The organism is Hymenobacter citatus (assembly GCF_014333615.1).
GTDB lineage: Bacteria > Bacteroidota > Bacteroidia > Cytophagales > Hymenobacteraceae > Hymenobacter > Hymenobacter citatus.
This window is the reverse complement of the sequence record NZ_JACSCY010000011.1, coordinates 22,831-47,159: the sequence shown is the minus strand read 5'-3', so window position 1 is coordinate 47,159 and position 24,329 is coordinate 22,831. Positions and strand designations below refer to the sequence as shown.

Sequence of the window (24,329 nt, the reverse complement as noted above, 5' to 3'; positions counted from 1 at the left end):
GATGACAAATAAGTGTTGTCTACTCTATCTTCTTGCCCGACATAGCCTGCTTGATGGAAATGTTCATCACGCGCTCGGCGAAGGGGCGGGTGTACTCTTCCAGCGTGTCCATGGCTTTCAGGATGGTGTCCTTATCATTGGTAGCGATGCTCTCGCGCAGGGTCTCGGTGAGGGCCGCCGTTTGGGTGATTTCCGTTTCTTCGAGGTACTGCGAGTTCTTGTTGACGAATCGCTCTACCTGATAAAGCAGCTGGTCGGCAGCGGTACGGGCCTCAATCACCATGCGGGCCGATACGTCGTCGCGGGCGTGGGTGAGCGAGTCCATGAGCATCTTCTCTACCTGCTCATCGGTGAGGCCGTATTGCGGTTTGATTTCAACTTGTTGGCTGACACCTGAGCGTAGTTCAATGGCTTCTACTTTCAAGATACCATCAGCGTTCAGGATAAAGTTGACATCCACCTTGGGTAGGCCGGCGGGCATAGCCGGAATGCCGCTCAGCACAAACTCGCCCAACTTGCGGTTCTCCTTCACCAAATCTCGTTCGCCCTGGTAAACGGATACCTTGAGGTTCACCTGCCCGTCTACAGAGGTAGTATATTGCCGGCCGGCTTTGGTGGGGATTTTAGAGTTGCGCGGAATAATGGAGTCCATCAGGCCGCCCATGGTTTCGATGCCCAGCGTGAGAGGTGTTACGTCGAGCAGCAGCACGTCCCGACGGTTGCCAGCCAGAATGTCGGCCTGAATGGCGGCACCCAGGGCCACCACTTCATCGGGGTGCAGCGAGTTATTAGCAGGCTGTTGGAAAAAGGCTGATACCGAATCGTAGACCAACGGCACGCGGGTAGAGCCGCCTACCAGAAGCACGGCATCCAAGTCTTTAGGCGTAAGCTTGGCGTCGGATAAAGCCTGCTGGCAAGCGTCTAGGGTGCGGCGCACGAAAGGAGTGATGAGCTCGTTGAGTTTAGCCTTACTCAAGGGTAGGCGCACCTCATCAAATAGTGCTTCAAACGCATCGTTCTGGCTAAGGTGGCGCTTGGCCTGCTCGGCCAGCAAGCGTAGTTGTTGCTGAGCCGTTACATTTTGGAACAGCAAGGTAGAGAGTTGGTACTCGGTGGCCCAGTAATGATAGATAGCCTGGTCGAGGTCGTCACCGCCGAGGTAGGTGTCGCCGTTGGTGCTGAGCACTTCAAAAATGCCTTGCTGGATGCGCAGAATCGAAATATCAAACGTGCCACCGCCTAGGTCATACACAGCCACCGTTTTTTCTTCGTCGGGCGAAAGGCCGATGCCGTAGGCCAGCGCGGCAGCAGTAGGCTCGTTTACGATGCGTAATACCTCCAGGCCTGCCAAACGGCCCGCGTCGCGGGTGGCCTGGCGTTGCGAGTCGTTGAAATACGCCGGCACAGTAATAACTGCCCGGTTGACGGGCGTTTTCAGGGCGTGCTCGGCGCGCTGGCGCAACTCCTTCAGAATCTCCGCCGATAGCTCGATAGGCGAGTAGAATCGTTCGCCTACCCGCACCTGCACCAAGCCTTCCGAATTGTCATCAATAATCTTGTAGCCTAGTTGGTCAGCGTGGTTGCCTAAGTCTTGGTAGGCTTTTCCCAGCAGACGCTTCACCGAATAAATGGTGTTCTGCGGATCGGTAAGAAGGTATTGCTTGGCTTCGGTACCCACAACGGGGGCGGTGCCATCAGCGGGAAAGTGCACCACCGATGGCACAATAGTACCCCGACCCTGGTCGTTGATGGCCACAGGCTGGCGAGTTTCCGGGTGAATGTAGGCCACCAACGAGTTGGTGGTACCCAGGTCAATTCCAACAATAATTTCTTCCTGTTGCAGGCTCCCGGTGGAGAGATTGATTGCGACTTTAGCCATAAGATGCGAAAAGCAGCGCGCCAAGCGCGCGATGAGGCGAACGGTAGAGGTATAGGTGTTTGCGTACGTATACGAACAAGTGAACCGTTGCGGGCGCGCAAAAATAACGAAGAAACAGCGTTAGGGTAAGGCCGAGGCTAGGATAGATTGCCGAAGCGACACAGGTATCAGCGAATCAGGTGGGGTGCTGACTGCGTGCTACAGGGCTTCCCAAATGGCACAGAACCGCTACGGGTATCTTCGCGCCGTTGTGCCGAAGGCCGTGTGGGTGGCCAAACGTAAGCTTATATCCTCATCTAGTCGGCGCAGTATACAAAGGGTAGGGGTGGCCTTACGTTGTGCAGCAAATGGGGTAGCGGCACATGGTCAGCCTGTAGGTTCTCAGTATTTCTCCTGCTTATACGGTCGCTTTTTCTTTTCTTGCCCTGATGATGCATAGAAGAACGCTTCTGAAAAAGCTTGTGCTGGCTGCCCCGGCGGCTTGGATACCGCGCGTGATGGCCGGCGTGAACTGGAGCCCGCTGCCGCCTGCACCACTGGCGACTAGTCCCTTCCAGCCTACCTGGGACTCGCTAGCCCGCTACCAGACGCCCGAGTGGTACCGCGACGCCAAGTTTGGCCTGTGGGCCCACTGGGGGCCGCAGTGCCAGCCCGAGCGCGGCGACTGGTATGCCCGCGGCATGTATCAGGAGGGCTCAGATCAGTACAAATTCCACTGCGAAAAGTATGGGCATCCGTCTAAGTTTGGTTTCAAGGATGTGATACACGAGTGGAAGGCTGAGCAGTGGAACCCCGATGAGTTGCTAGCGCTTTACAAGAAAGCCGGTGCCAAGTACTTTGTATGCTTGGCCAATCATCATGACAACTTTGACCTGTACGACAGCAGCCACCAGCCCTGGAATTCTACCCGTTTGGGTCCCCAGAAGGACTTGGTGGGCGGCTGGGCCAAGGCCACCAAAAAACAAGGGCTGCGCTTTGGCGTGAGCGTGCACGCGGCTCATACCTGGAGTTGGCTGGAGCCGAGCCAGCGCGCCGACAAAAAAGGCCCCCTGGCCGGTGTACCCTACGACGGCAACATTACCGCCGCCCAAGGTCAGGGCACCTGGTGGCAAGGCTACGACCCGCAGGCGCTGTACGCGCAGAACCACCCACTAAGCGAAAACAGCCAAGATGACGGCATGATTCACCGGCAGTGGAACTGGGGCAACGGTGTGACCCCGCCCAGCCCGGAGTATTGCGAGAAGTTCTACAAGCGCACCATTGAATTGTTAGATAAATACGAGCCTGACGTAGTGTATTTTGACGATACGGCCCTACCCCTATGGCCTGTCAATGAGGCAGGGTTGCGTATTGCCGCTCACATGTACAATACCAACGCCCAGCGCCACGGCGGGCACAACGAGGCCGTCGTCTTTGGCAAAATCCTGACGCCGGAGCAACGTAAGTGCATGGTCTGGGATATTGAGCGGGGGCAGAGCAACGAGATTGAGCCCCTACCCTGGCAAACCTGTACCTGCCTGGGGCAATGGCATTACGACCGGCGCATCTACGACCAACACGGTTATAAGAGCGCCCAGACCGTGATTCATACCCTCATTGATGTAGTCAGCAAAAACGGCAACTTGTTGCTGAGTGTGCCCATGCGTGGCAACGGCACCATCGATGAGCAGGAGCGGGCCATTGTAGAAGGTATTGCCGCCTGGATGCAGGTCAACGGGGAAAGCATCTACGGCACGCGGCCTTGGAAAGTATTTGGGGAAGGACCGGCGCAAGAAAACGCGGCTGCTCTCAGCGCGCAGGGTTTCAACGAGGGTAAGGGAAAGCCGTTTGGGGCGGAGGATATTCGCTACGTGACAAAAGGCAAGGTGCTCTACGCTACGGCCCTGGGCTGGCCTACCGCTGGTCGTCTGCTGCTCAAGTCGCTGGCCACGGGTGGGCCTCATTATCAGGGTAAGGTGAAGCGGGTAGAACTGCTGGGGGCACCGGGTAAGCTCCGGTTTGAGCGTACCCAAGAGGGCTTGGCCGTGGCACTACCCGCTCAAAAGCCCAACGCTATAGCTTACGCCCTGAAAATTATGTCGGCCTAGCAGACAAAACCTGCATTGTATGCTGCGTCAGGTAGAGTATGACCACGGTGTGCTCTGATGTTAGCTGCAAGGCAGTAAAAACGGGTTGTAACAATATAGAACTATGCTAATAAAATGAAGTAGCCGGAAACTGAATCATCCGTTGGCGTTGTTCGTATAGAGTCAGATAAGTGCCAGGCGTGTGCGTTGGTGCTTTTTTCTTCCAGTAAGAACATTACTCCCAATGGAAAAGCCGAGTGTAGTACATCGTCAGCGACTGAAACGCCGGGCCAAGCGGCTCACGCGTCGTATTATGCCTTTTGTGGCCGCCTTGTTTTTGGCCACGCCGGTAGCAGCACCCGTTAGCAAGACGCTGGCGCGTGCTCGTACGCACCAGACCCTACCTACGGCCGAAGAAATGCAGGCTACTTTCCTGAATCAACGGTTCGATAAGCTCTACCAGGCCATGAATCTGGAAGCGCAAGGGATGCAATTTGGCGTGTTTGAGAAGGCCATGACAGGCTACCTCAATCTGAAAGAGGCTGGCAAGTTGGGTGCGAAAGACCGCCTGACGGTTATCGACTTCAGCCTACCTTCCACCGAAAAGCGTTTGTGGGTGCTGGACTTAGACAACCAGCAGGTGCTTTTCCACACGCTGGTAGCGCACGGCCACAACTCCGGCGAAAACATGGCGACCAATTTTTCCAACGAAAACGAGTCGAACATGAGCAGCCTGGGTTTCTACGTGACCCAAGCAGAGTATGTGGGCAAGCATGGCCGCTCCCTGAAACTGGTGGGCCTTGACGAAGGCTACAACGACAACGCCCTGAAACGTGCCGTAGTGATGCACGGCGCTGATTATGTGAGCGAGGATTTTGTACGGCAGTATGGTCGCTTGGGTCGCAGCTTGGGTTGCCCGGCACTACCAATGGATCAGTATGCGCAAATTATTGACGCAGTTGGCGGACATACCTGCCTGTTTCTAAATGGCAACGATGCTTCGTACAGCTCGCGCTACCTCGATCAAAACGTAGCTGCCCAGGCATTAGCTGCTGCTCATACCACTACAGGACATTTGATTTAATTTTGGCTACCCTATCAACGCCAAGAGCCGCCGCGAATAATTCGCGGCGGCTCTTGGCGTTGATAGGGTAGGACGTTTTATAAGGTCAGCCCAAACTTTTGCCCCACCGTTTCCAGGTCTTTCACCACGGGGTCAAGGAGCGGAATACCCTCCAGTAGCCGTTTGGCTGATGATTCCCGCTCCGGGTCGCCGGGAATGAGAACCTGCTGGCCCGGCACAGCGCGGGCGTTGCGGAAGGTGGAAATCCAATTGTCCATATGTGCTTTGAACTCGTCGGCGGGGCGAAAGGCGTCTACGCGCATGGCCCCGAAGAAGTGCCCGATGCCCTGGCCCACCGGATCGGCAGGCGGTTGCAGAAACGCCACGAACGGCGGTACCCACGGCCCATAGTTGGCCCCACTTAGTACAGCCGAGAAGATATCGACCACGCTACCCAGGCAGTAGCCTTTGTGTGAGCCAGTCTCGCCGCCCAATGGTTGCAGGGCGCCGCCGTCTTTCAGCTCATTCGGGTTGGTCGATACATTACCTTCCTTGTCTTGAATCCAGCCGGTAGGGGCTGGTTGGTTTTTGCGTTGCAGGATTTCCAGCTTGCCGTTGGCCGCGGTAGTGGTAGCAAAGTCGGCCACGAAATCGGGCTGCTCGGCGGCTGGAATAGCCACCGCAATGGGATTGGTACCGAGTAGTCGGTCGAGGGAGTGGGTAGGGGCCACCAGGGGAGAGGCGTTGGTCATAGCCAGTCCAATCATGTCGTGCGCCAGTGCTTTCATGGCGTGGTAGCCCGCAATACCAAAGTGGTTGGAGTTGCGCACCGACACCCAGCCGGTGCCCGCCACACGGGCTTTTTCAATGGCCACTTCCATAGCTTTGGGCGCTACCACCAGGCCCAGGCCACCGTCGCCATCTACTACAGCGGTGCTGGGGGTTTCATACGTTACACCCACGCGGGGGGTAGGGTTAATGCGGCCCGCTTCCCAGAGCCGTACGTAGCCAATCAGCCGCGCCACCCCATGCGAGTCTACCCCGCGCAAATCGGCGGCCAGCAGGCTTTCGGTGGCCAGCGTGGCATCGGCCTCTGGGCAACCCATGCTACGGAATACGTTTTCGGTGAAGGCGAAGAGGTGGTTGTAGGAGAAGGTCATGAATTTGTGAATCTTTTCTGTGAGAGGACGTCATGCTGAGTGCAGCGGAGCGGAGTCGAAGCATCTCGCGTGCTCCCGGTAATTTCCTGGCGATTGAGATTAGCGTGGCACGCGAGATGCTTCGACTCCGCTGCGACACTGGCTTGATTCGCCACATGCTCAGCATAACGTTCTAATATTCTCAGGTTCCTGGCTGTGCTCGGGATGACAGCCTACCCTAGCATCTCCGCCAACATACCTTCCTTCAACGCATACGCTGAGGCAATAACCTGCGTCAAACCATAGGTTTGCAGCACGTAGTCGATGAGGACGCTGGCCACCACAATCATATCGGCGCGCATAGGCAGCATACCAGGTAGGGCACGACGGCCGGCGTTATCAAGCGTGCGAAACAGTTGGTAGCTTTCGTAGAAGCTCTCTGTAGAGAGGGTAGTGGCTGGCGGCGGGGTAGAGCGGGGCTCACCCCGGCGGGCGGCGTGCATATCGGCCAGGGTATCGAAAGTACCCGACGAGCCTACCAGCACCGTGGGCTGATATTGCTGCACGGCCGCTGTGAGGGGCGCCAGCGCAGTGGCGAGGTAGGCTTGCTCGTCGGCAATATCAGAGGGTAGGAGCGGGTCGTGGCGGAAAAACTGATCCAGCAGCCGCTGCCCACCAATTTCGAAGCTCTGCTTCCAGAAAATCGTATCCGCATCGGCAATAATAAACTCTACCGAGCCGCCGCCAATATCCATCAGCAAATGGCGAGTAGCACCCAGCGGCACGGCCTGCCGGATGCCGTAAGCAATCAGCTCGGCCTCGCGGGCTCCATCAATCACTTCTACTTGGATACCGGTTTCCTCAAACACGCGCTGCACAAACTCGCGCCCATTGCGGGCCACGCGCACGGCACTGGTGGCGGTGGCACGCACATCCGTTACTTGGTGCAATTCTATCTCTTCCCTGAAGCCTTGCAGCGTATGCAAGGCACGGTCCATGGCGGCGGGTTGCAACTCGCCTTTGCTCACCCCGCCTTCACCCAGCTTCACGCCGGCTTTGGTGCTGAGCAGCGTTTTGGGCGCTGCGTGGCCGGCTTCGGGCAGCTCCACAATCAGCAGGTGAAAGGTATTGGTGCCCATATCTATCAGGGCCAGGCGGCGGTGACGAATCATTGTCTGTGGTTAGGGATAGGTGATTGGCAATGAAAGAACGTCATTTCGACCAGCGGGAGAAATCTCGCGTGCTTTATTGGGGTATTAGGGACTGAGGGTCTTGGATGACGTTCTAATGCAGCACGCGAGATTTCTCCCGTTGGTCGAAATGACGTTCTCTTTGCGCCCCTACGTAGCAAATCGGCAGAAAGTGCCCAGCGGCAGCTTGCGCTGGCCTTGGTCGTGCAGGTAGATTTCGCCGATTTCGCGCTGCCCGGCCGATACGCCGAAAGTAGCCGTGGTCAGATTGTCCAGAATCAGGGCCGAGAACCCCAGCGAATACAGATTAATCAGAAAGAAATGGTCTTGTGGGTCGAGGAGCTGCTGGCAGAGCTTAAGCATCTCGTTCAACTCGTCTTCCAGCTGCCATTTTTCGCCGTTGGGGCCGCGGCCGTAGGCGGGCGGGTCCAAGATCAAGCCTTGGTATTTGCTACCCCGTTTCACCTCGCGGCGCACGTATTTCATGGCATCTTCCACCAGCCAGCGCACACCGTCTATACCCGAGGCTTCCATGTTGTCGCGGGCCCAGAAGTTCACCTGCTTCACCGAGTCCAGGTGGGTCACGTCGGCGCCGGCGGCACGGGCGGCCAGCGTGGCGGCGCCGGTATAGGCAAACAGGTTCAGCACCCGTGGGGTAGAGGCGCGGCGCTTTTTGGTTTGCTCAAAGATGAAGCGCCAGTTGGGGTCCTGCTCCGGAAATAGCCCCACGTGCTTGAACGACGACAGCCCCAACCGGAACCGCAGCCGCAAGTCGCCTTGGTCGTACTTGATGACCCACTGCTCGGGCATGCTGGGCTTCAGTTTCCACTGGCCGCGCTCTTGGCTGCCCTTCTCGCGGGTGAACGTGGCGTGGGCGCGCTGCCACTCCGAGGCGGGCAGGTGCGGGTCCCAGATGGCCTGCGGCTCGGGCCGGGCCAGAATGTATTGGCCGAAACGCTCCAGCTTTTCAAAATTGCCCGCGTCCAGCAGTTCGTAGTCAGGCCAAGTGCCAGTGGTGAGGAAAGAATACATAGCTGCAAAGGTAGGGAGTAGGGTAGAACGCCGCGCCGTATCTTTGCAACATGACGACCACGCAGCTTTCCTTCTTCAAGTACCAGGGCACCGGCAACGACTTCGTGATGGTAGACGACCGCGCCAATCAGTTCGATGCCGCCAATCACCAGCTGGTACACCACCTCTGCGACCGGCGCCGGGGTATTGGCGCCGATGGTCTGATTTTGCTGCGCCTGCACCCCGAGTACGATTTTGAGATGGTGTATTTCAACGCCGACGGCCATCTGGGCTCGATGTGCGGCAACGGGGGGCGCTGCACCGTGGCCTTTGCCCGCCAGGTAGGCGTGATTGATACCACCGCTCACTTTCTGGCCGCCGATGGCCCCCACGAGGCCACCATCGATGCCGACGGTACTGTACACCTGCGCATGCAGGACGTGGCCTGGCAGGAAGAAGTAACTGCTCACGACGGCGTTTTTTTGAATACCGGCTCGCCCCACCTTGTACGGTTTCTACCCACCGACTCCTTGGCCGCCTTCAATGTGTTTGCCGAGGGTAGGGCGGTGCGCTACGGCGCGCTGTACGCCGCCAGTGGCACCAACGTCAACTTTGTAGAAGAACCAAGCGTGCCCGACGCGCCCTGGCAGGTGCGCACCTACGAGCGTGGGGTAGAAGACGAAACCCAGAGCTGCGGCACGGGCGTAACGGCTGTAGCGCTGGCTGCCTCGCGGCGCGGTGCCAGCAGCCCTGTACACCTGCGCACACCCGGTGGCGACCTACGCGTGGCCTTCCAAGCCCACCCCGATGGTTCATTCACAGATATTTATTTGAGCGGCCCCGCCACCCGCGTGTTCGACGGAACCATCGAAATAGCGTAGCTTTCGTCACTGATAACTGGTTGCTATTGAATATTTCTACCCTGAGTTGATGCTGCGTTGTCCTTTGGTGAGCTTGCGGGCGCTGGAAAAATCGGATTTAGACTTTCTCTATCAACTCGAAAATGACCCCGTGATTTGGGGGGTGTCCGATACATTGGCACCTGTGTCGCGCTACATGCTGCGCCGCTACCTCGACCACGCCGCCGCCGATTGGCACGAGGTGCGCCAACTGCGCCTGGTAATTTGCGCTACCGCCGACGAGCGGCCCATCGGCACATTAGATTTTTTTAATTACGACCCCCTGCACCAGCGCGCCGGGGTAGGCATCACGATTTTGGCAGCCGAGCGGCGGCAAGGCTTTGCGCTGGCGGCCTTAGAGCTAGTGCTCGACTATGCCTACCATACCCTGCGCCTGCACCAACTCTACTGCACTGTATCGGCGCACAATGTGGCCAGCCTGCGGCTGTTTCGGGCGGCGGGCTTCCGGCGGGTAGGCGTCCGGCGCGACTGGCTGCGCACGCCTACCGGGTGGGAAGATGCTGTAGAATTTCAGCAGGTGCTCACGGCGCCCGCAGCATCCGTGTCAGGAATGTAGAAGGGAGACTAAGCAGTAGCAGTAAAAGGCCCATAGAATTGTCTTAACTCGACAATATCCTTTTGTTGGCAACCCCGTATGTCAACAATACTACGGCACAGCATGTGTGAGATCTACTGTGCGTGGACTATCCTCTACCTTTTTTACTGTTCCTGTACATGCCGTCTCCGCCTTCGGCCAAAGATTCTGCGCGCGATACTGTAGCTGCCGCTTCCGTTCCTGTTTTACATCCTCTCCCTGCTACCAACGATACAACTGTGCCGGATTTGGTGTGTTTTGCACACTTGCACTGGGATTTTGTGTGGCAGCGCCCCCAGCACTTGTTGTCGCGATTTGCGCAGCAAGGCCGCGTGTTCTACGTCGAAGATGCCTTTGTTCACCCCGATCAGGTAGAGCCGCACCTCGAAATTAAAGAGCGGCAAAACGGCCTGAAGGTAGTGGTAGCTCACCTACCCCACGGCCTCGACGAAGCGCACAGCAACCAGATACAGTACGAGCTGTTGGCCCGCTATTTTGCCGAAAACAGCATCGAGAAGTATATTTTCTGGTACTACACGCCGATGGCGCTCGATAAGTCGCGCCAGTTTAAGCCCGTGCTGACCGTATACGACTGCATGGATGAGCTGGCCGCGTTCAAGTTTGCGCCACCTGCGTTGCGCGAGCGGGAACAAGAGCTATTCGGGAAAGCTGATTTGGTATTCACCGGTGGACATACGCTCTACGAGGCCAAAAGCCAGCAGCACCGCGACGCGCACCCTTTCCCGAGCAGCATCGACAAAGACCACTTTGGCCAGGCTCGCCAGGAAATGCCCGAACCCGCCGATCAGGCCGGCATTGCCCATCCGCGCATTGGCTTTTTTGGGGTAGTAGATGAGCGGCTTGACATCCAACTTCTCGGTGAGTTGGCTGAAGCGCATCCCGAATGGCAATTTGTCATCATCGGGCCAGTCGTAAAAATCGATCCGGCTACCCTGCCACGAGCCACCAATATTCATTATCTAGGCGGCAAGAATTATCAGGAACTACCTGCCTATCTGCGGGGTTGGGAGGTGGCTACGCTTCTGTTTGCCGACAACGAAAGCACCAAGTTTATTTCGCCTACTAAAACCCCCGAGTATTTGGCCGCCGGCCGCCCGGTAGTGAGCACGCCCATCCGCGATGTGGTGCGGCCCTACGGCGACCTGAATCTGGTACACATTGCTGCCACCGCCGATGAGTTTGCCCAGGGCATCGAAAAAGCCTTGCAACAACACCAGGATGCCGACTGGCGCCAGCGCACCGACGATTACCTCAGCACCATTTCCTGGGATCTAACCTGGGAGCAGATGGTAAAGCTCATGCAGGACCGTATGGAGCGCAAAACGAACTTGACTACGGAAGATTCGGCTTCCGGCTCTACCCCCAACGAACGTACATAGGCAGTTGCTCTTACACTAAACTTTCTACCATACAACCCAAAACACCCCTCTATTATGTTTGACTATCTCATCGTCGGGGCCGGGTTTGCCGGCAGCGTGCTGGCTGAGCGGCTAGCCACTCGTTCCAACAAGAAAGTACTCATCATTGATAAGCGTAGCCATATTGCGGGCAATGCCTATGATCATTACAATGAAGAAGGCATCCTGATTCATAAATACGGGCCGCACATCTTCCACACCAATTCCAAGGACGTATTCGATTATCTGGGCAACTTCACGGAGTGGCGCCCCTATGAGCACCGCGTGCTGGCGTCGGTAGACGGGCAGTTTGTGCCAATGCCGATCAACCTGGATACCATCAACAAGCTGTATGGCTTGAACCTGACCAGCTTTCAGGTAGAGGAGTTTTTCGCCTCAGTGGCCGAGCCGGTAGCCAACATCAAGACCTCCGAAGATGTGGTAGTGAGCAAGGTAGGGCGTGAGCTGTACAACAAGTTTTTCAAGAACTACACCAACAAGCAGTGGGGCCTCGACCCTTCGCAGTTGGATAAGTCGGTGACGAGCCGCGTGCCTACCCGCACCAACCGCGACGACCGGTACTTCACCGATACCTACCAGGCCATGCCCCTGCACGGCTACACGCGCATGTTTGAGAAGATGCTGGACCACCCCAACATCAAAATCATGCTGAACACAGACTACCACGAGGTCATCGACTTTATCCCGTTCAAGGAAATGATTTTCACGGGGCCGGTAGACGAGTATTTCGATTACAAGTTCGGTAAGCTGCCCTACCGCTCGCTGGAGTTCAAACACGAAACCCTGAGCAAGGAGAAGCACTTGGCCGCGCCCGTCGTGAACTACCCCAACGACAACCTCTACACGCGCATCACCGAGTTCAAGGCCCTCACCGGTCAGGAACACCCCAAAACGGCGCTGGTGTATGAGTACCCACAAGCCGAGGGTGACCCGTACTACCCCATCCCGATGGCCGAGAATGCGGAGCTGTACAACAAGTATAAAAAGCTGGCCGAGGAAACGCCCAACGTGCACTTCGTAGGCCGCTTGGCTACCTATAAGTACTACAACATGGACCAGGTGGTAGCCCAGGCCCTCACGCTCTACAAGAAGCTGACGGAAAAATCGGATGAAGCCATCAAGAAGCCCGCTATTTCGGGTTCTGCTTCGCTGGTAGAAAAGCTAGTTTCCCGCGACCCCGCCAAGCCGAAGGCGTAGTTGGTTTTTGATTGGTGGTTTTTAGTTTTTGGCTCTCAGAATTATTGTCTGCTGCCAAAAACTAAAAACCACCAACCAAAAACAAGACTGACACCTTTTCAGCAAACGAAAACCCCGCACACTCTTTGAAGTGTCGGGGTTTTAGCGTTTTGAGGAACAGGGCCGCGCTCGGTCGGGTTTTACTCGAAAATCTGTAAATTTGAGGTGCGCCCCGGCGTTTCATTTTCTATACTACCAGCATGTTTGACTTTCTAGGGAAGACCGTCGCCAAGCTTTTCGGCACCAAATCGGACCGGGACTTGAAGGAGATTATCCCATACGTGGCACTCGTGAACGACGAGTATGCCAAACTGGCACCGCTCTCCGACGACCAGCTGCGCCAGCGCTCCAATGAGGTGCGCGCCAAGATTGATGAGCGCCTGAGCGCTATCGATGGCCAACTGGGCACCCTGCACCAGCGTATCACCGACGAGCCTAACCTAGACGCTGCTCAAAAGGAAGTCATCTTCGACCAGATTGACGAGCTGGAAAAGCAGCGCAACAAAGACCTTGAAGTGGTGCTGCTGGAAGTCCTACCCGAGGCATTTGCCATTGTGAAGGAAACCGCCCGGCGCTACAAGGAAAACGGTCAGCTGGTAGTAACCGCTACCGATTTCGACCGCGAAATCTCTCAGCGCAAAAAGAACGTCACGATTTCGGGCGATAAGGCTACCTGGTCGAACAAGTGGATGGCGGCCGGCGCCGAAATCACCTGGGATATGGTGCACTACGATGTGCAGCTGATTGGCGGTGTGGTGCTGCACCAGGGCAAAATTGCCGAAATGGCTACCGGTGAGGGCAAAACGCTGGTATCGACCCTACCCTCGTTCCTGAACGCGCTGGCCAAGCGCGGTGTGCACTTGGTAACGGTAAACGACTACCTGGCCAAGCGTGACTCGGAATGGAACGCGCCGCTGTTCGAATTCCACGGTATCACCGTGGATTGCATCGATAAGCACCAGCCCAACACCGACGCCCGTCGGCAGGCCTACCTGGCCGACATCACCTACGGCACCAACAACGAGTTCGGCTTCGACTACCTGCGCGACAATATGGCCCGCGACCCGCAGGAACTGGTGCAGCGCAAGCACCACTTTGCGATTGTGGACGAAGTGGACTCCGTACTAATTGACGACGCCCGGACGCCGCTCATCATCTCCGGCCCCGTGCCGCGCGGCGACGTGCACGAATTCTACCAGCTGAAGCCCCGCATTCAGATGCTGGTGGATGCCCAGCGCAAGTTGGTGCAGAACTACCTAGTGCAGGCCCGTAAACTCATCAAGGAAGGCAATACGGGTCCCGAAGAGGAGCAAGGCGGCCTGATGCTGTTCCGCGCCCACCGCGGCCTACCCAAGAGCAAGCCGCTCATCAAGTTCTTGTCGGAAACCGGCATGCGCGCCGTGATGCAGAAGACGGAGAACTTCTACCTGCAAGACAACGCCCGCCAGATGCCCAAGGCCGACGAGCCGTTGTACTTCACCATCGACGAGAAAAACAACCAGATAGAGCTGACCGAAAAAGGCATCGACCTGATTACGGCCCAGGGCGAAGATCCGCACCTGTTCATCATGCCCGATATCGGCTCTGAAATTGCCGCCATCGAGCAGAACAAAACCCTCGGCGACGAGGACAAGCTGCACCAGAAAGACCAACTGATGCAGGATTACCAGGACAAATCGGAGCGGGTGCACACCGTGAACCAGCTGCTGAAAGCCTACACCCTGTTCGAAAAAGACGACCAGTACATCCTGACCGACGACGGCAAGGTGAAGATCGTAGACGAGCAGACCGGCCGCGTGATGGAAGGCCGCCGTTACTCCGACGGGTTGCACCAGGCTATTGAGGCCAAGGAAAACGTGCGCGTGGAAGACGCCACCCAAACCTACGCCACCGTTACGCTCCAGAACTACTTCCGCATGTACCACAAGCTGGGCGGCATGACGGGTACGGCCGAAACCGAGGCCGGCGAATTCTGGGAAATCTACAAGCTCGACGTGGTGGTGATTCCGACCAACCGCGGCATCGCCCGCCACGACGAGCACGACAAGGTCTACAAGACTGTACGCGAGAAATACAACGCCGTAGCCGAGGAAATTCAGACGCTGGTGCAGGCTGGTCGGCCGGTGCTGGTGGGCACTACCTCTGTGGAAATTTCGGAGCTGGTGAGCCGTATGCTGAAGCTGCGCGGCATTCCGCACCAAGTGCTGAACGCCAAGCAAAACCAGCGCGAGGCCGAGATTGTGGCCGCCGCCGGCAACCCCGGCACCGTGACCATTGCTACCAATATGGCCGGCCGTGGTACCGACATCAAGCTGCGCGGCACCGCCAAGGAGTCGGGTGGCTTGGCCATCATCGGCACCGAGCGGCACGAGTCGCGGCGGGTAGACCGTCAGCTGCGCGGCCGGGCCGGTCGTCAGGGCGACCCAGGCTCCTCGCAGTTCTTCGTGTCGCTGGAAGACAACCTCATGCGTTTGTTCGGCTCCGACCGCATTGCCAAGCTCATGGACCGCATGGGCCTAGAAGAAGGCGAAGTGATTCAGCACTCCATGATTACGTCTTCTATTGAGCGCGCCCAGAAGAAAGTAGAAGAAAACAACTTCGGTACCCGCAAGCGCCTGCTGGAGTACGACGACGTGATGAACGCCCAGCGCGAAGTGGTGTACAAGCGCCGCCGTAACGCCCTGTTCGGCGAGCGTCTGGAGCTGGACATCTGGAACATGATTTACGACGTCTGCGACGACGTAGTAACCAGCCACAAAGTCACCAACGACTTCGAGGACTTCAAGCTGGCCATCATCCGCGTGTTCGGCTACGATACGCACCTGACGGCCCAGCAGCTCAGCGGCATGCAGGCGAACCAGCTCGCGCAGGCCCTCTACGACGAAGCCCTGGGCTACTACCAGAGCAAGAACGATTTCATCGCGTCGCACAACCTACCCCTGATCAACGACCTGATCAACCAGAATGCGCCGTTTGAGAACATCGCCATTCCTTTCACCGACGGCCGCAAGCAGGTAAACGCCGTGGCTAATCTACGCCGCAGCCAAGCCACCCAGGGCCACGAAATCATTCGGGGTATGGAGAAGGTAGTGGTGCTGGCCGTGATTGACGACGCCTGGACCAAGCACCTACGCGCCATGGACGACCTGAAGCAGGTGGTGCAGAATGCCGTGTATGAGCAGAAAGACCCGCTCTTGGTGTATAAGTTTGAGTCGTTTGAGCTGTTCAAGCAGATGATTGGCAAAGTGAACGAGGAAACCGTCACGTTCCTGTTCCACGCCGATGTACCCAACCAGCAGAACGGTCAGGCTGAGGAACCCGAGTTCTACGTGGAAGACGAGTTGCCAGCCCCTGCGCCCGCGCCCAAGCTGAAAGCGCAGAAAGAAGTGTCGTCTATCTCGCTGGGCGCTGGTCCGGAAGATATGGGCCCCGACGAGCCCGTAGTGCTGGAAAAGCAGCAACCCGTGCGGGCGCAGAAAATCGCGAATCGCAACGAGAAAGTGAGCGTGCAGTACATGGATGGCCGCATTGTGAGCGACGTGAAATATAAAACGGTAGAGGACGATCTGGCCAGCGGCCGGTGCGTAATAGTAGAGGAAGCGTAAGCTGCTCTACCTGTTCAAAAAGACGACGGTGGCAGTTGGATTTATTCCATCTGCCACTGTTTGTTTCCGGGAGGGCCAACGCCCCGTGTATTCTTTGCACAGTTATTGAGTAGAGTCCCCCGTTAACCGAATGCTAACCTGTTCGCCCTCATGGAAGTGACTACCTCGCTTGCGCACCGTATTGACCATACGCTTCTCCGGCCCGACGCCACGCAGGCAGATATTGATAAGCTTTGCACCGAAGCCGCCCATTATGGGTTCGCCTCGGTTTGCGTGCCACCGTGCTTTGTGCGCCGGGCTACCGGTAAGCTGGCGGGCTCAGGGGTATCCGTATGCACAGTGGTAGGGTTTCCGTTGGGGTATCAGTTGGCCAAGGTGAAGTTTTTTGAAACGCATCAGGCCTTGAGCGACGGCGCCAAGGAAATCGACATGGTAATGAATCTGGCGGCGTTCCATTCGGGGCAATACACGGAGGTAGAGGAGGAAATCGGGGAAATAGCAGAACTTTGCCACCTGCGCGGGGCTAAGCTGAAAGTCATCATCGAAACCGCTCTGCTCTCCGACGAGGAAATTGTGCTGGCCTGCCAGCTCTGCGCCGAGGCGGAGGTAGATTTTGTGAAGACTTCCACGGGCTATGCCAACCGAGGAGCTACGGTAGCAGATATTCGGCTGATGCGTCGTCATTTGCCGGGCTCTATCCGTATTAAAGCCTCTGGGGGCATTCGCACCCGCGCGGCGGCCCTGGCCCTGGTTGCGGCCGGTGCCGACCGTATTGGTTCCTCTAACAGCATTGCCCTGCTGGATCTGCATGATGAAACGCCTATTCCGTAACGTGTTCCTGCTGCCGACTTTGTTCGTGGTGGCAGCCTGTGCCACCAACTCTCCCTCGGCTCCCACTGCCTCCCGCCCCGATACCACCCGGCGCACACCGGCCGAGGATTTAAGTAAATACCGTCCTGCATTTGAGGCGCCTGCTACTGCCACGGCTACTACGCCAGCCCCGGCACCCAAAAAGCCGGTAGTACCCACCAACCAGGTAAACGCACAGATTGAGCAGCGCTTGCGCGACCAAGCTGCTGCCAACCTAAACGTGAAATATGCCCAGGGCTACCGCATTCTGGCCTACGCAGGCCTGGAGCGCGACCAGGCCATGTCTGTCCGCCGGGCAGTCATCAGCCGCTACCCCGAAGAAACCGACTACCTGACCTTCAAGCAGCCCGTGTACCGACTGTACATCGGCGACTATCTGACCCGCCTGGAGGCCGAGCAGGCCTTGCTGCGCCTCAAACCCTTGGCTCCTAAAGCCGAATTGCAGGTGGCGCAGGTGCTGCTGAGTAAGGCGGGACAATAGGCGGGGTAGGGCAAAGCCAAACTTCGCCCTACTTTTGTGAATATGATTCAGCCCGAGAAAATCCAGGAATTGGCCGCCGCGTACGCTGCCGATGTCGTAGCCGTGCGGGAGCACTTGCACGCGCACCCCGAGCTTTCGTTTCAGGAAACCAATACGGTAGCCTACGTAGCCGAGCAGTTGCGCCAGCTGGGCCTGGAGCCACAGCCCGTAGCGGGCACCGGCTTGGTAGCTCTTATCGAAGGTCGCAACCCCAAGAGTCGGGTAGTAGCCTTGCGGGCCGATATGGATGCGCTACCGATTCAGGAGCAAAACGACGTACCCTACAAATCGACCAACCCCGGCGTGATGCACGCCTGTGGGCACGATGTGCACACAGCCTCTTTGCTGGGCGCGGCTCGCATCCTCACGCAGGTGCGCGACGAGTTTGAGGGTACCATCAAGCTGTTGTTTCAGCCCGGTGAAGAGTTGCTACCCGGGGGGGCTTCGCTGATGATCAAGGATGGCGTGCTGGAAAACCCACGGCCGCAGAGTGTGCTGGGGCAGCACGTATTTCCGCACTTGCCGGCCGGCAAAATTGGGCTGCGGGCCGGGCGCTACATGGCCAGCACCGACGAGCTGTACCTGACCGTGCGCGGCAAAGGCGGCCACGGCGCCATGCCCGAGCAAAACATTGACCCCGTGGTGGTAGCGGCCCACATCATCGTGGCGGCCCAGCAGATTGTGAGCCGGCGCGCTAGCCCTAAATTGCCCTCGGTGCTGTCGTTTGGGAAGGTGATTGCCAACGGCGCTACCAACGTTATTCCCAATGAGGTGTACATTGAGGGTACGTTCCGGACGCTGAACGAAGAGTGGCGCAACGAGGCGCACCAGCACCTGCGCACCCTGTGCGAAGGCCTAGCTGCCAGCATGGGTGCCACCTGCGAGCTGGAAATCCGCCGTGGATACCCCTACCTTGAAAACGAGCCCCGCCTCACGGCCCGCACCCGCCAAGCCGCCGAAGCCTACCTCGGCGCCGACAACGTGGTGGAGCTGGACCAATGGATGGCCGCCGAAGACTTTGCCTACTACTCGCAGGTGTCCGATGCGTGCTTCTACCGCCTCGGGACCCGCGCCGCCGACGGCCGCTACGCTGCCTCCGTGCACACCCCTACCTTCGACATTGACAAGCAAGCGCTGGAGGTAGGGCCGGGCTTGATGGCGTGGCTGGCGCTACACGAGTTGGCGGCGCTGCCATCGGCTGAGTAGACTAGTGCTGTGAGTTATACCTACTGTGTTCTATGAAAACTGCTACCCGTGCTGCTAATCTAATGGCGGCGTTGCTATTAACGGCAACTGCTGTTACTGCTCAGCGTCGAACCGTCAACGATGTAGCGCTGCTACCTCAGGTACAAGCAGAATACGCCCTGCATGGCGACGACTACTTACTGCTAACCCTACGCGGACTTATCAACCCTGGACCTACGGGCAATGGATTGAAGCGGACCGGTTTACTACTAGGCTACGAGCGGTTTTGGGATACGCACTGGAGTGGGGGAGCCACTCTAGGTATTAAAGTGTCTGAAGATAACCGCTTCAGTACGGATATCAATATGTTCTCCCCCAACCTCGCACCTGAGCTATTTGTGCGGCACTGGAATACGTTTGGTAAATTTAATTTTCGGCAGCGCTTAGGAGCTACATACGCTATATATAATACGCAGGCCGTTGATAGCCGCGCCTTTACCAGTCTGCGCCTGGATATTGACCGACCAATAGCGGTAGGGGAGAAGATAAGACTACTACCGCGTGTAGCCTATGAGGCTACAGCATATCTCCGTTTCCAGCGCGACGAAGCTACTCAACCAAAAGAACGGTTTATCGACTTTGGTTATGCTCGCGCTGAGGTAGGCGTGCGTCTACCTAGCGGTTTCGATGTAACACCGTGGTTCGGCTATCAAACAGAATATATTTTCACTTTGCCCCAAACAGATGGAATGGGCAAAGTGACGATTCCTGGTGGGCAGCTGAATAAAATAACACCTGTAATCGGCTTGGATGCGCGCCTCACATTGTTTCGCGGTGGTAGCGTGTTCGAGCGGCGCCAACTGCCTACCCAGCATTGACCGATGTAGTAAATAAAGTGACATTATGGCGTAGCTCTGACTTCATATAAAGTGCATTTGCAAGTAGTATGGCTATTATGTGCTGAAAATATTGCAGAGTGTTATATGCTGTTTTGTTTGAAATAAGACAAAAAGTCATAATAAAATGTACAGATAGCCCTTGGTACAGAATTTATAGAATAGAGGTAGGAGCACGATGTAGTTCCTCTTCAAATCTTAACTTCTACAGTACCATTATGGCAACTCTGCTTTATAACAACCTGCCTGCCCGCCGTCCGGCGCGCCCTTTCAATACGGTCTTCAACGAGCTGCTACGCGAGACGCTGCCGACCGCCACAGAGCCTGCTGCTTCATTTGTGCCCAGCACTGATGTGTTGGAGTCGAAAGACGGCTATGAGCTAGTGCTGGCCGTGCCCGGCGTAGCGAAAGATAGTCTGAGCCTTGACGTGGAGGAAGGCAAACTCACCATCAAAGGAGAGCGCAAGGTCCCAGTGGCGGCCGAGGGCGACGAGAATGCTCCGCGCTTCCGCCGGGTGGAAACCAGCTACGGTACCTTTACCCGCAGCTTCCGCCTACCCGACACGGTGAATGCCAAAGCCATTGTGGCCGATCTGACCGATGGCCTGCTGCGCGTGCAGCTGCCCTTCGACACCGATAAAGTGACCAAGCACCATATTGAAGTGCGCTAGTTAATTGATCCAAGAAAAAAGCTCCGCACGGAGCTTTTTTCTTGGATATAGCGTTGTTTGAATGCAACGTATACCAAGCGGCCGGGCTCTTCCGTTAGCCAACCAAAATGGACGGCTGTTCATGGTTTTTTCACTTGGAATTCTTACTTTAAGACTGTTTTCATTTTCCAACCCTCTTTCTATCCCATGCAAGCAAGACAAATGATGCTCGGCCTCGTAGGCTCCGCTATCCTGGGCGGGGGCGTGGCCGTTGGTGGTTACAAATTGCTGGAACCCACGGCGGATGCCCAGCAACAAGTAGTGGCTACCGACCCCAATGTTCGTTATACCAGCGCACTTCGCTCTTCTAATTATGCCGTGCCCGAAGGCCTGAACTTCGTGGCAGCTGCCGCTTCCGTGACGCCCGCCGTGGTGCACGTGATGACGGAATACGCTCCGAAAATGAGCCAAGACCAGGGCGCATCGGGCATGGACCCGTTTCTGCGTCAGTTCTTTGGTGAAGATATGCGGGGCTACCACCAGCAGCGCGGCCCGCAGATGGGCTCAGGCTCCGGGGTTATCATTGCCGCCAACGGCTACATCGTCACGAATAACCACGTGATTGAGAAGGCCGACAAGATTGAGGTGGTGATGGACGACAAGCGCAAGTTCAAAGCCAAGCTGGTAGGCGCTGACCCCAACACGGACATTGCCGTGCTGAAGGTAGAAGCCGACAACCTACCCTTTGTGCGCTACGGTAACTCCGACGATGTGAAGATAGGTGAGTGGGTACTAGCTGTAGGCAACCCCTTCAACCTGAACTCCACCGTAACGGCTGGTATCATCTCCGCCAAAGGCCGTAACATCAACATCCTGCGCCGCGAGGATAACATGGGCATCGAGTCATTTCTGCAGACGGATGCTGTTGTAAACCCTGGCAACTCGGGTGGCGCCTTAGTGAACCTGAAAGGTGACCTGATCGGGATTAACTCGGCCATTGCCTCGCATTCGGGCGCGTTTGAGGGGTATTCGTTTGCCGTGCCCAGCTCTATCGTGAGCAAGGTGGTAGACGACCTGCTGAAATACAAAGTAGTGCAGCGTGCCTTATTGGGTGTGAATATCCAGGAGGTAAATGCCCAGCTGGCTGCCGAGAAGAAGCTGAGCAGCCTGAACGGCGTGTACGTGGCTGGCGCCAACAAAGGTAGCGCCGCCGCCGATGCTGGCTTGCAGGAGGGTGACATCATCACCGCCATCAATGGGGTGAATGTGAACACCTCTTCGCAATTGCAGGAGCAGGTAGCCCGCTTCCGGCCCGGCGATAAGATTAAAGTAAGCTATCTGCGCGGTTCCGATTCCCGCATCGCCACCGCTACCTTGCGTAACGCTACCGGCACAACAGATGTAGTACGCGAGGAAGTTGCTGCTGCCACGGTGAAATACGAAGGCGCTACCCTGAGCGCCGTATCGCGCCAGGAGGCCAGTAAGCTGGATCTGAGCGGCGGCGTGAAAATCACCGGCATCCGGAGCAGCAACTTCCGCCGCACGGGCATTGCTGATGGCTTCATCATCACGGAAATTGATAAGCACAAGGTAAACAAGCCGCAGGACGTGCAACGCTACCTCGACGCGGCTAAAGACAGTGAGGGCGTATTGCTGAAAGGTGTGTACCCCGACGGCCGCGAAGCCTATTACCCTATTGGGCAGGCCGGCTAAACAAGGTCTTGCTTGTATAAAGCAGAAAGCCCCCAACCGCGTGGTTGGGGGCTTTTTTTATGTAAGATATCATCGTGTAAAGCCCCGCCAAGGGGCAATACTGGTACGCTTCATCACCTGAGCTGCATTGTTTTGTTCTATATGAATGGGTAGCGGCTGCTCGAAGCTAAGCGATGACCTGCTTACCCCAGCAGCCATTCCATGGCCTTGCCTTCGTCGCACACTAAGTGCATTTGGTAGGCTTGGTGAGCAATGCCGTGGGCCAGGTAGCTCTGCTGCTCCGCACTGGCCGCATACACTGCCATACGTGCCGGGGAGCACAGCACTGATAAGCGTAGCGCCTGCGGAACCAGCCGGCCAGCCGCGTGCGGGAAGAAGATGCGGGTGGTCCAGTCGCCAAGTTGAGGGTCGAGGTGGGCGCGGCGGCGCACGTCGAGCAGCCAGCGAGCTGTGCCATGCTGCTCGGCTACAGCCAAAATGGCCTCAAAATCAGCTTGCAGGGTAGGAAAGGGTGCATCGTCGGGCCAACGCACGATGAGGGCTCCCAGATCGGGGCGGTAGGTGATAGAACAGGTAGGGGGCTGCATAGGGTGGGGTAGGTGAGGCAAGAGGAGTGTAGCAGGTGGTCTAGGTAAGCTACGCATTTTGATGAATATTTTATTTGTTCTATACTGCTGATTTGGTGCTAGAATTATCAAACAAGCAGCTGTACTAGCTACTGGCTATAAGCGCGGCACAACTACGGTGCAGCTTTGTTAGTTAGAGACAAATCCATATTCAGTTTCCTGCTCTCCTCGCATGCTCTGCCGCCTCTTGCTGCTCTTGCTGTTGGCCTTACCGGCCGCACCGGCCGTCGCCTACTCGGTGCTCACCCACCAGGCCGTTATCGACTCTACCTGGGACCAGCATCTGGTGCCACTGCTGCGCCAGCGCTACCCCAGCGCCGACTCCGTGCAGCTTGCCGAAGCCAAAAGCTACGCCTATGGTGGAGCCATCATTCAAGATATGGGCTACTACCCGCTGGGTGTGGAGTTCTTCACCGACCTCACGCACTACGTGCGCAGCGGCGACTTTGTGCGCAACCTCCTGCTGCAGGCCCGCACCCGCAATGAGTACGCGTTTGCATTGGGTGCCCTCTCGCACTACGCCGCCGACAACGTGGGTCACCCCGAGGGCACCAACCAGATTATGCCCACCGTGTATGAGGACCTGCGCGCCAGGTACGGCCCCGTCGTGACGTACGAAAACGCCCCGATTCGGCACACCGAGCTGGAGTTTTCATTTGATGTGGTGCAGGTAGCCGCCGGCCGCTACCGCACCCAAGACTACCACAAGGCCATCGGGTTTCGGGTAAGCAAAGACGTGCTGGAACGGGCATTTCAGCAAACATACGGGCTAGAGCTGGGGCAGGTGTTTCCGAGTGTAGACCTCAGCGTGGCCTCGTTTCGGTTTGCCGTGAATCAGCTGCTACCGGCGGCGGCGCGAGCAGCCTGGCACAGCCAGCGCAAGGAAATTCGACGGGTGAGCCCTCGGGCCCGGCGCCGCGAGTACCTCTATAAAACCAACCGCCGCACGTTTGAGCGCGAGTTTGGTGCCGAGTACGAGAAGCCCGGTTTTGGGGCGCGTGTGGTTGCCAAAATCATCAATCTGCTACCCAAAATTGGCCCGCTGAAAACGTACGCCTTTGAGTTGCCCAGCCCGGCCGGCGAGCAGAAGTTTCGGCAGAGCTACCGCGCAGTATTGCGCGCGTATGGTGCCCTCACTGCCGCGCTCCCCCGCGACTCGGCCGTTCTCAACCCGCACCTGCTCAACACCAACCTAGATACCGGCCAGCCCATTCGCCCTACCATCTACTACCTGGCCGATGCTACGTACGGGGAGTTGCTGCGCGAACTGCACAAGCACAATTTTGAGCACCTCTCGCCCGCTCTGCGCGCCGACCTGCTTACGTACTTCATCCAGGGAGTGCCTACCCTGGCCCAGCAAACCGACCAGCTAGGCGGCCACGACGCCGCCGAAGACCAGCGCGAGTACCAAAAGGAGCGCAAAGAAACCGAAGAAGCGCTAGCAGCACTACGGGCGCTGGCACCATGAGAGGGGTAGGTAGGGTGATACGATGCAAAAGGGGGGTGTCATCTTGAGCTTGCGAAGAACCTTCTCACAGCAGAATGAGTCGTTGTTGCGAGCATTGTTCTTGTGTAAGATAGCCTTTCGCAAGCGTAGAGTGACAGGTGATTGTTAAGCAGTGTTACCTGCTTTTGTTAGCACCTATTCAGGTAGCAAAGCTACCAGCCAGCCTTACGGCGCACCAATGTTTGTTAGCTTTGTTGCTACTGCGTAAGGCCTTTAATGCAAGCAACAGCGTTTGTTCTT

At 57.1% G+C, this 24,329-nt stretch carries 19 protein-coding genes; 14 read left to right on the top strand and 5 right to left on the bottom strand.

All coding sequences use genetic code 11. The features are described from left to right. Nucleotides 1-19: 19 nt before the first annotated feature. Complete coding sequence (gene hscA, locus H8B15_RS13860) at nucleotides 20-1,879, bottom strand: Fe-S protein assembly chaperone HscA (protein ID WP_187320287.1); 1,860 nt, start codon at nucleotides 1,877-1,879, stop codon at nucleotides 20-22. A gap of 428 nt (nucleotides 1,880-2,307) precedes the next feature. Between hscA and H8B15_RS13855 the strand changes: the two genes are divergently transcribed. Continuing rightward, nucleotides 2,308-3,966, top strand: a complete 1,659-nt coding sequence (locus H8B15_RS13855; protein WP_246455489.1) for an alpha-L-fucosidase — start codon at nucleotides 2,308-2,310, stop codon at nucleotides 3,964-3,966. A gap of 223 nt (nucleotides 3,967-4,189) precedes the next feature. Then, nucleotides 4,190-5,029: a murein L,D-transpeptidase catalytic domain family protein gene (locus tag H8B15_RS13850; protein ID WP_187320286.1), complete on the top strand. Its 840-nt coding sequence runs from the start codon at nucleotides 4,190-4,192 to the stop codon at nucleotides 5,027-5,029. A 77-nt stretch (nucleotides 5,030-5,106) separates the two neighbouring features. Here the strand turns inward: H8B15_RS13850 and H8B15_RS13845 are convergent, their stop codons facing one another. The 3 genes from H8B15_RS13845 to H8B15_RS13835 all read right to left on the bottom strand — a co-directional run bounded on the left by H8B15_RS13845 (nucleotide 5,107) and on the right by H8B15_RS13835 (nucleotide 8,369). Continuing rightward, nucleotides 5,107-6,168 carry an Ldh family oxidoreductase gene (locus H8B15_RS13845; protein ID WP_187320285.1) on the bottom strand — a complete coding sequence of 354 codons (1,062 nt, stop codon included), beginning with the start codon at nucleotides 6,166-6,168 and terminating at the stop codon, nucleotides 5,107-5,109. A 212-nt stretch (nucleotides 6,169-6,380) separates the two neighbouring features. Then, nucleotides 6,381-7,319 (bottom strand): Ppx/GppA phosphatase family protein, encoded by a 939-nt coding sequence (locus H8B15_RS13840; RefSeq protein WP_187320284.1) that lies wholly within the window; start codon nucleotides 7,317-7,319, stop codon nucleotides 6,381-6,383. A gap of 168 nt (nucleotides 7,320-7,487) precedes the next feature. After that, nucleotides 7,488-8,369, bottom strand: coding sequence for a class I SAM-dependent methyltransferase (locus H8B15_RS13835; RefSeq protein ID WP_187320283.1), 882 nt, complete (start codon nucleotides 8,367-8,369; stop codon nucleotides 7,488-7,490). Between the two features lie 50 nt (nucleotides 8,370-8,419). Between H8B15_RS13835 and dapF the strand changes: the two genes are divergently transcribed. From dapF to H8B15_RS13785, 11 genes are all read left to right on the top strand, one after another. Then, nucleotides 8,420-9,229 carry a diaminopimelate epimerase gene (gene dapF / locus H8B15_RS13830; protein ID WP_187320282.1) on the top strand — a complete coding sequence of 270 codons (810 nt, stop codon included), beginning with the start codon at nucleotides 8,420-8,422 and terminating at the stop codon, nucleotides 9,227-9,229. 49 nt (nucleotides 9,230-9,278) lie between these two features. Further along, entirely contained in the window at nucleotides 9,279-9,824 is a 546-nt protein-coding gene (locus H8B15_RS13825) for a GNAT family N-acetyltransferase (RefSeq protein WP_187320281.1), read from the top strand. A 158-nt stretch (nucleotides 9,825-9,982) separates the two neighbouring features. After that, nucleotides 9,983-11,242: a glycosyltransferase family 1 protein gene (locus H8B15_RS20875; protein ID WP_216859152.1), complete on the top strand. Its 1,260-nt coding sequence runs from the start codon at nucleotides 9,983-9,985 to the stop codon at nucleotides 11,240-11,242. A 54-nt stretch (nucleotides 11,243-11,296) separates the two neighbouring features. Then, nucleotides 11,297-12,478 carry a UDP-galactopyranose mutase gene (gene glf, locus H8B15_RS20870; RefSeq protein ID WP_216859151.1) on the top strand — a complete coding sequence of 394 codons (1,182 nt, stop codon included), beginning with the start codon at nucleotides 11,297-11,299 and terminating at the stop codon, nucleotides 12,476-12,478. A gap of 239 nt (nucleotides 12,479-12,717) precedes the next feature. After that, nucleotides 12,718-16,122 (top strand): preprotein translocase subunit SecA, encoded by a 3,405-nt coding sequence (gene secA, locus H8B15_RS13815; protein WP_187320280.1) that lies wholly within the window; start codon nucleotides 12,718-12,720, stop codon nucleotides 16,120-16,122. Nucleotides 16,123-16,272: 150 nt separating this feature from the next. After that, the gene (gene deoC / locus H8B15_RS13810) at nucleotides 16,273-16,953 is read left to right on the top strand and encodes a deoxyribose-phosphate aldolase (RefSeq protein ID WP_187320279.1); all 681 of its coding nucleotides are present in this window, start codon (nucleotides 16,273-16,275) and stop codon (nucleotides 16,951-16,953) included. Continuing rightward, nucleotides 16,931-17,473, top strand: a complete 543-nt coding sequence (locus H8B15_RS13805) for a sporulation protein (protein WP_187320278.1) — start codon at nucleotides 16,931-16,933, stop codon at nucleotides 17,471-17,473. The genes deoC and H8B15_RS13805 overlap by 23 nt, the downstream gene beginning before the upstream one ends. Before the next feature lie 42 nt (nucleotides 17,474-17,515). Beyond that, nucleotides 17,516-18,718, top strand: a complete 1,203-nt coding sequence (locus H8B15_RS13800) for a M20 metallopeptidase family protein (RefSeq protein ID WP_187320277.1) — start codon at nucleotides 17,516-17,518, stop codon at nucleotides 18,716-18,718. A gap of 32 nt (nucleotides 18,719-18,750) precedes the next feature. Continuing rightward, nucleotides 18,751-19,575: a hypothetical protein gene (locus tag H8B15_RS13795; RefSeq protein ID WP_187320276.1), complete on the top strand. Its 825-nt coding sequence runs from the start codon at nucleotides 18,751-18,753 to the stop codon at nucleotides 19,573-19,575. A gap of 236 nt (nucleotides 19,576-19,811) precedes the next feature. Next, nucleotides 19,812-20,264 (top strand): Hsp20/alpha crystallin family protein, encoded by a 453-nt coding sequence (locus tag H8B15_RS13790; protein WP_187320275.1) that lies wholly within the window; start codon nucleotides 19,812-19,814, stop codon nucleotides 20,262-20,264. 186 nt (nucleotides 20,265-20,450) lie between these two features. Beyond that, nucleotides 20,451-21,956, top strand: coding sequence for a Do family serine endopeptidase (locus tag H8B15_RS13785; RefSeq protein WP_246455486.1), 1,506 nt, complete (start codon nucleotides 20,451-20,453; stop codon nucleotides 21,954-21,956). 182 nt (nucleotides 21,957-22,138) lie between these two features. Here the strand turns inward: H8B15_RS13785 and H8B15_RS13780 are convergent, their stop codons facing one another. Further along, nucleotides 22,139-22,543 (bottom strand): hypothetical protein, encoded by a 405-nt coding sequence (locus tag H8B15_RS13780; protein WP_187320274.1) that lies wholly within the window; start codon nucleotides 22,541-22,543, stop codon nucleotides 22,139-22,141. Nucleotides 22,544-22,754: 211 nt separating this feature from the next. Here H8B15_RS13780 and H8B15_RS13775 point away from each other — a divergent pair, with 211 nt between their 5' ends. Continuing rightward, nucleotides 22,755-24,050 carry a zinc dependent phospholipase C family protein gene (locus tag H8B15_RS13775; RefSeq protein WP_187320273.1) on the top strand — a complete coding sequence of 432 codons (1,296 nt, stop codon included), beginning with the start codon at nucleotides 22,755-22,757 and terminating at the stop codon, nucleotides 24,048-24,050. The last annotated feature ends 279 nt before the right edge of the window (nucleotides 24,051-24,329 follow it).

Excerpts from the sequence above, each read along its gene's own strand:
- hscA (WP_187320287.1), bottom strand. The coding sequence starts at position 1,879 with ATGGCTAAAGTCGCAATCAATCTCTCCACCGGGAGCCTGCAACAGGAA.
- H8B15_RS13855 (WP_246455489.1), top strand. The coding sequence starts at position 2,308 with ATGATGCATAGAAGAACGCTTCTGAAAAAGCTTGTGCTGGCTGCCCCG.
- H8B15_RS13850 (WP_187320286.1), top strand. The coding sequence starts at position 4,190 with ATGGAAAAGCCGAGTGTAGTACATCGTCAGCGACTGAAACGCCGGGCC.
- H8B15_RS13845 (WP_187320285.1), bottom strand. The coding sequence starts at position 6,168 with ATGACCTTCTCCTACAACCACCTCTTCGCCTTCACCGAAAACGTATTC.
- H8B15_RS13840 (WP_187320284.1), bottom strand. The coding sequence starts at position 7,319 with ATGATTCGTCACCGCCGCCTGGCCCTGATAGATATGGGCACCAATACC.
- H8B15_RS13835 (WP_187320283.1), bottom strand. The coding sequence starts at position 8,369 with ATGTATTCTTTCCTCACCACTGGCACTTGGCCTGACTACGAACTGCTG.
- dapF (WP_187320282.1), top strand. The coding sequence starts at position 8,420 with ATGACGACCACGCAGCTTTCCTTCTTCAAGTACCAGGGCACCGGCAAC.
- H8B15_RS13825 (WP_187320281.1), top strand. The coding sequence starts at position 9,279 with ATGCTGCGTTGTCCTTTGGTGAGCTTGCGGGCGCTGGAAAAATCGGAT.
- H8B15_RS20875 (WP_216859152.1), top strand. The coding sequence starts at position 9,983 with ATGCCGTCTCCGCCTTCGGCCAAAGATTCTGCGCGCGATACTGTAGCT.
- glf (WP_216859151.1), top strand. The coding sequence starts at position 11,297 with ATGTTTGACTATCTCATCGTCGGGGCCGGGTTTGCCGGCAGCGTGCTG.
- secA (WP_187320280.1), top strand. The coding sequence starts at position 12,718 with ATGTTTGACTTTCTAGGGAAGACCGTCGCCAAGCTTTTCGGCACCAAA.
- deoC (WP_187320279.1), top strand. The coding sequence starts at position 16,273 with ATGGAAGTGACTACCTCGCTTGCGCACCGTATTGACCATACGCTTCTC.
- H8B15_RS13805 (WP_187320278.1), top strand. The coding sequence starts at position 16,931 with ATGATGAAACGCCTATTCCGTAACGTGTTCCTGCTGCCGACTTTGTTC.
- H8B15_RS13800 (WP_187320277.1), top strand. The coding sequence starts at position 17,516 with ATGATTCAGCCCGAGAAAATCCAGGAATTGGCCGCCGCGTACGCTGCC.
- H8B15_RS13795 (WP_187320276.1), top strand. The coding sequence starts at position 18,751 with ATGAAAACTGCTACCCGTGCTGCTAATCTAATGGCGGCGTTGCTATTA.
- H8B15_RS13790 (WP_187320275.1), top strand. The coding sequence starts at position 19,812 with ATGGCAACTCTGCTTTATAACAACCTGCCTGCCCGCCGTCCGGCGCGC.
- H8B15_RS13785 (WP_246455486.1), top strand. The coding sequence starts at position 20,451 with ATGCAAGCAAGACAAATGATGCTCGGCCTCGTAGGCTCCGCTATCCTG.
- H8B15_RS13780 (WP_187320274.1), bottom strand. The coding sequence starts at position 22,543 with ATGCAGCCCCCTACCTGTTCTATCACCTACCGCCCCGATCTGGGAGCC.
- H8B15_RS13775 (WP_187320273.1), top strand. The coding sequence starts at position 22,755 with ATGCTCTGCCGCCTCTTGCTGCTCTTGCTGTTGGCCTTACCGGCCGCA.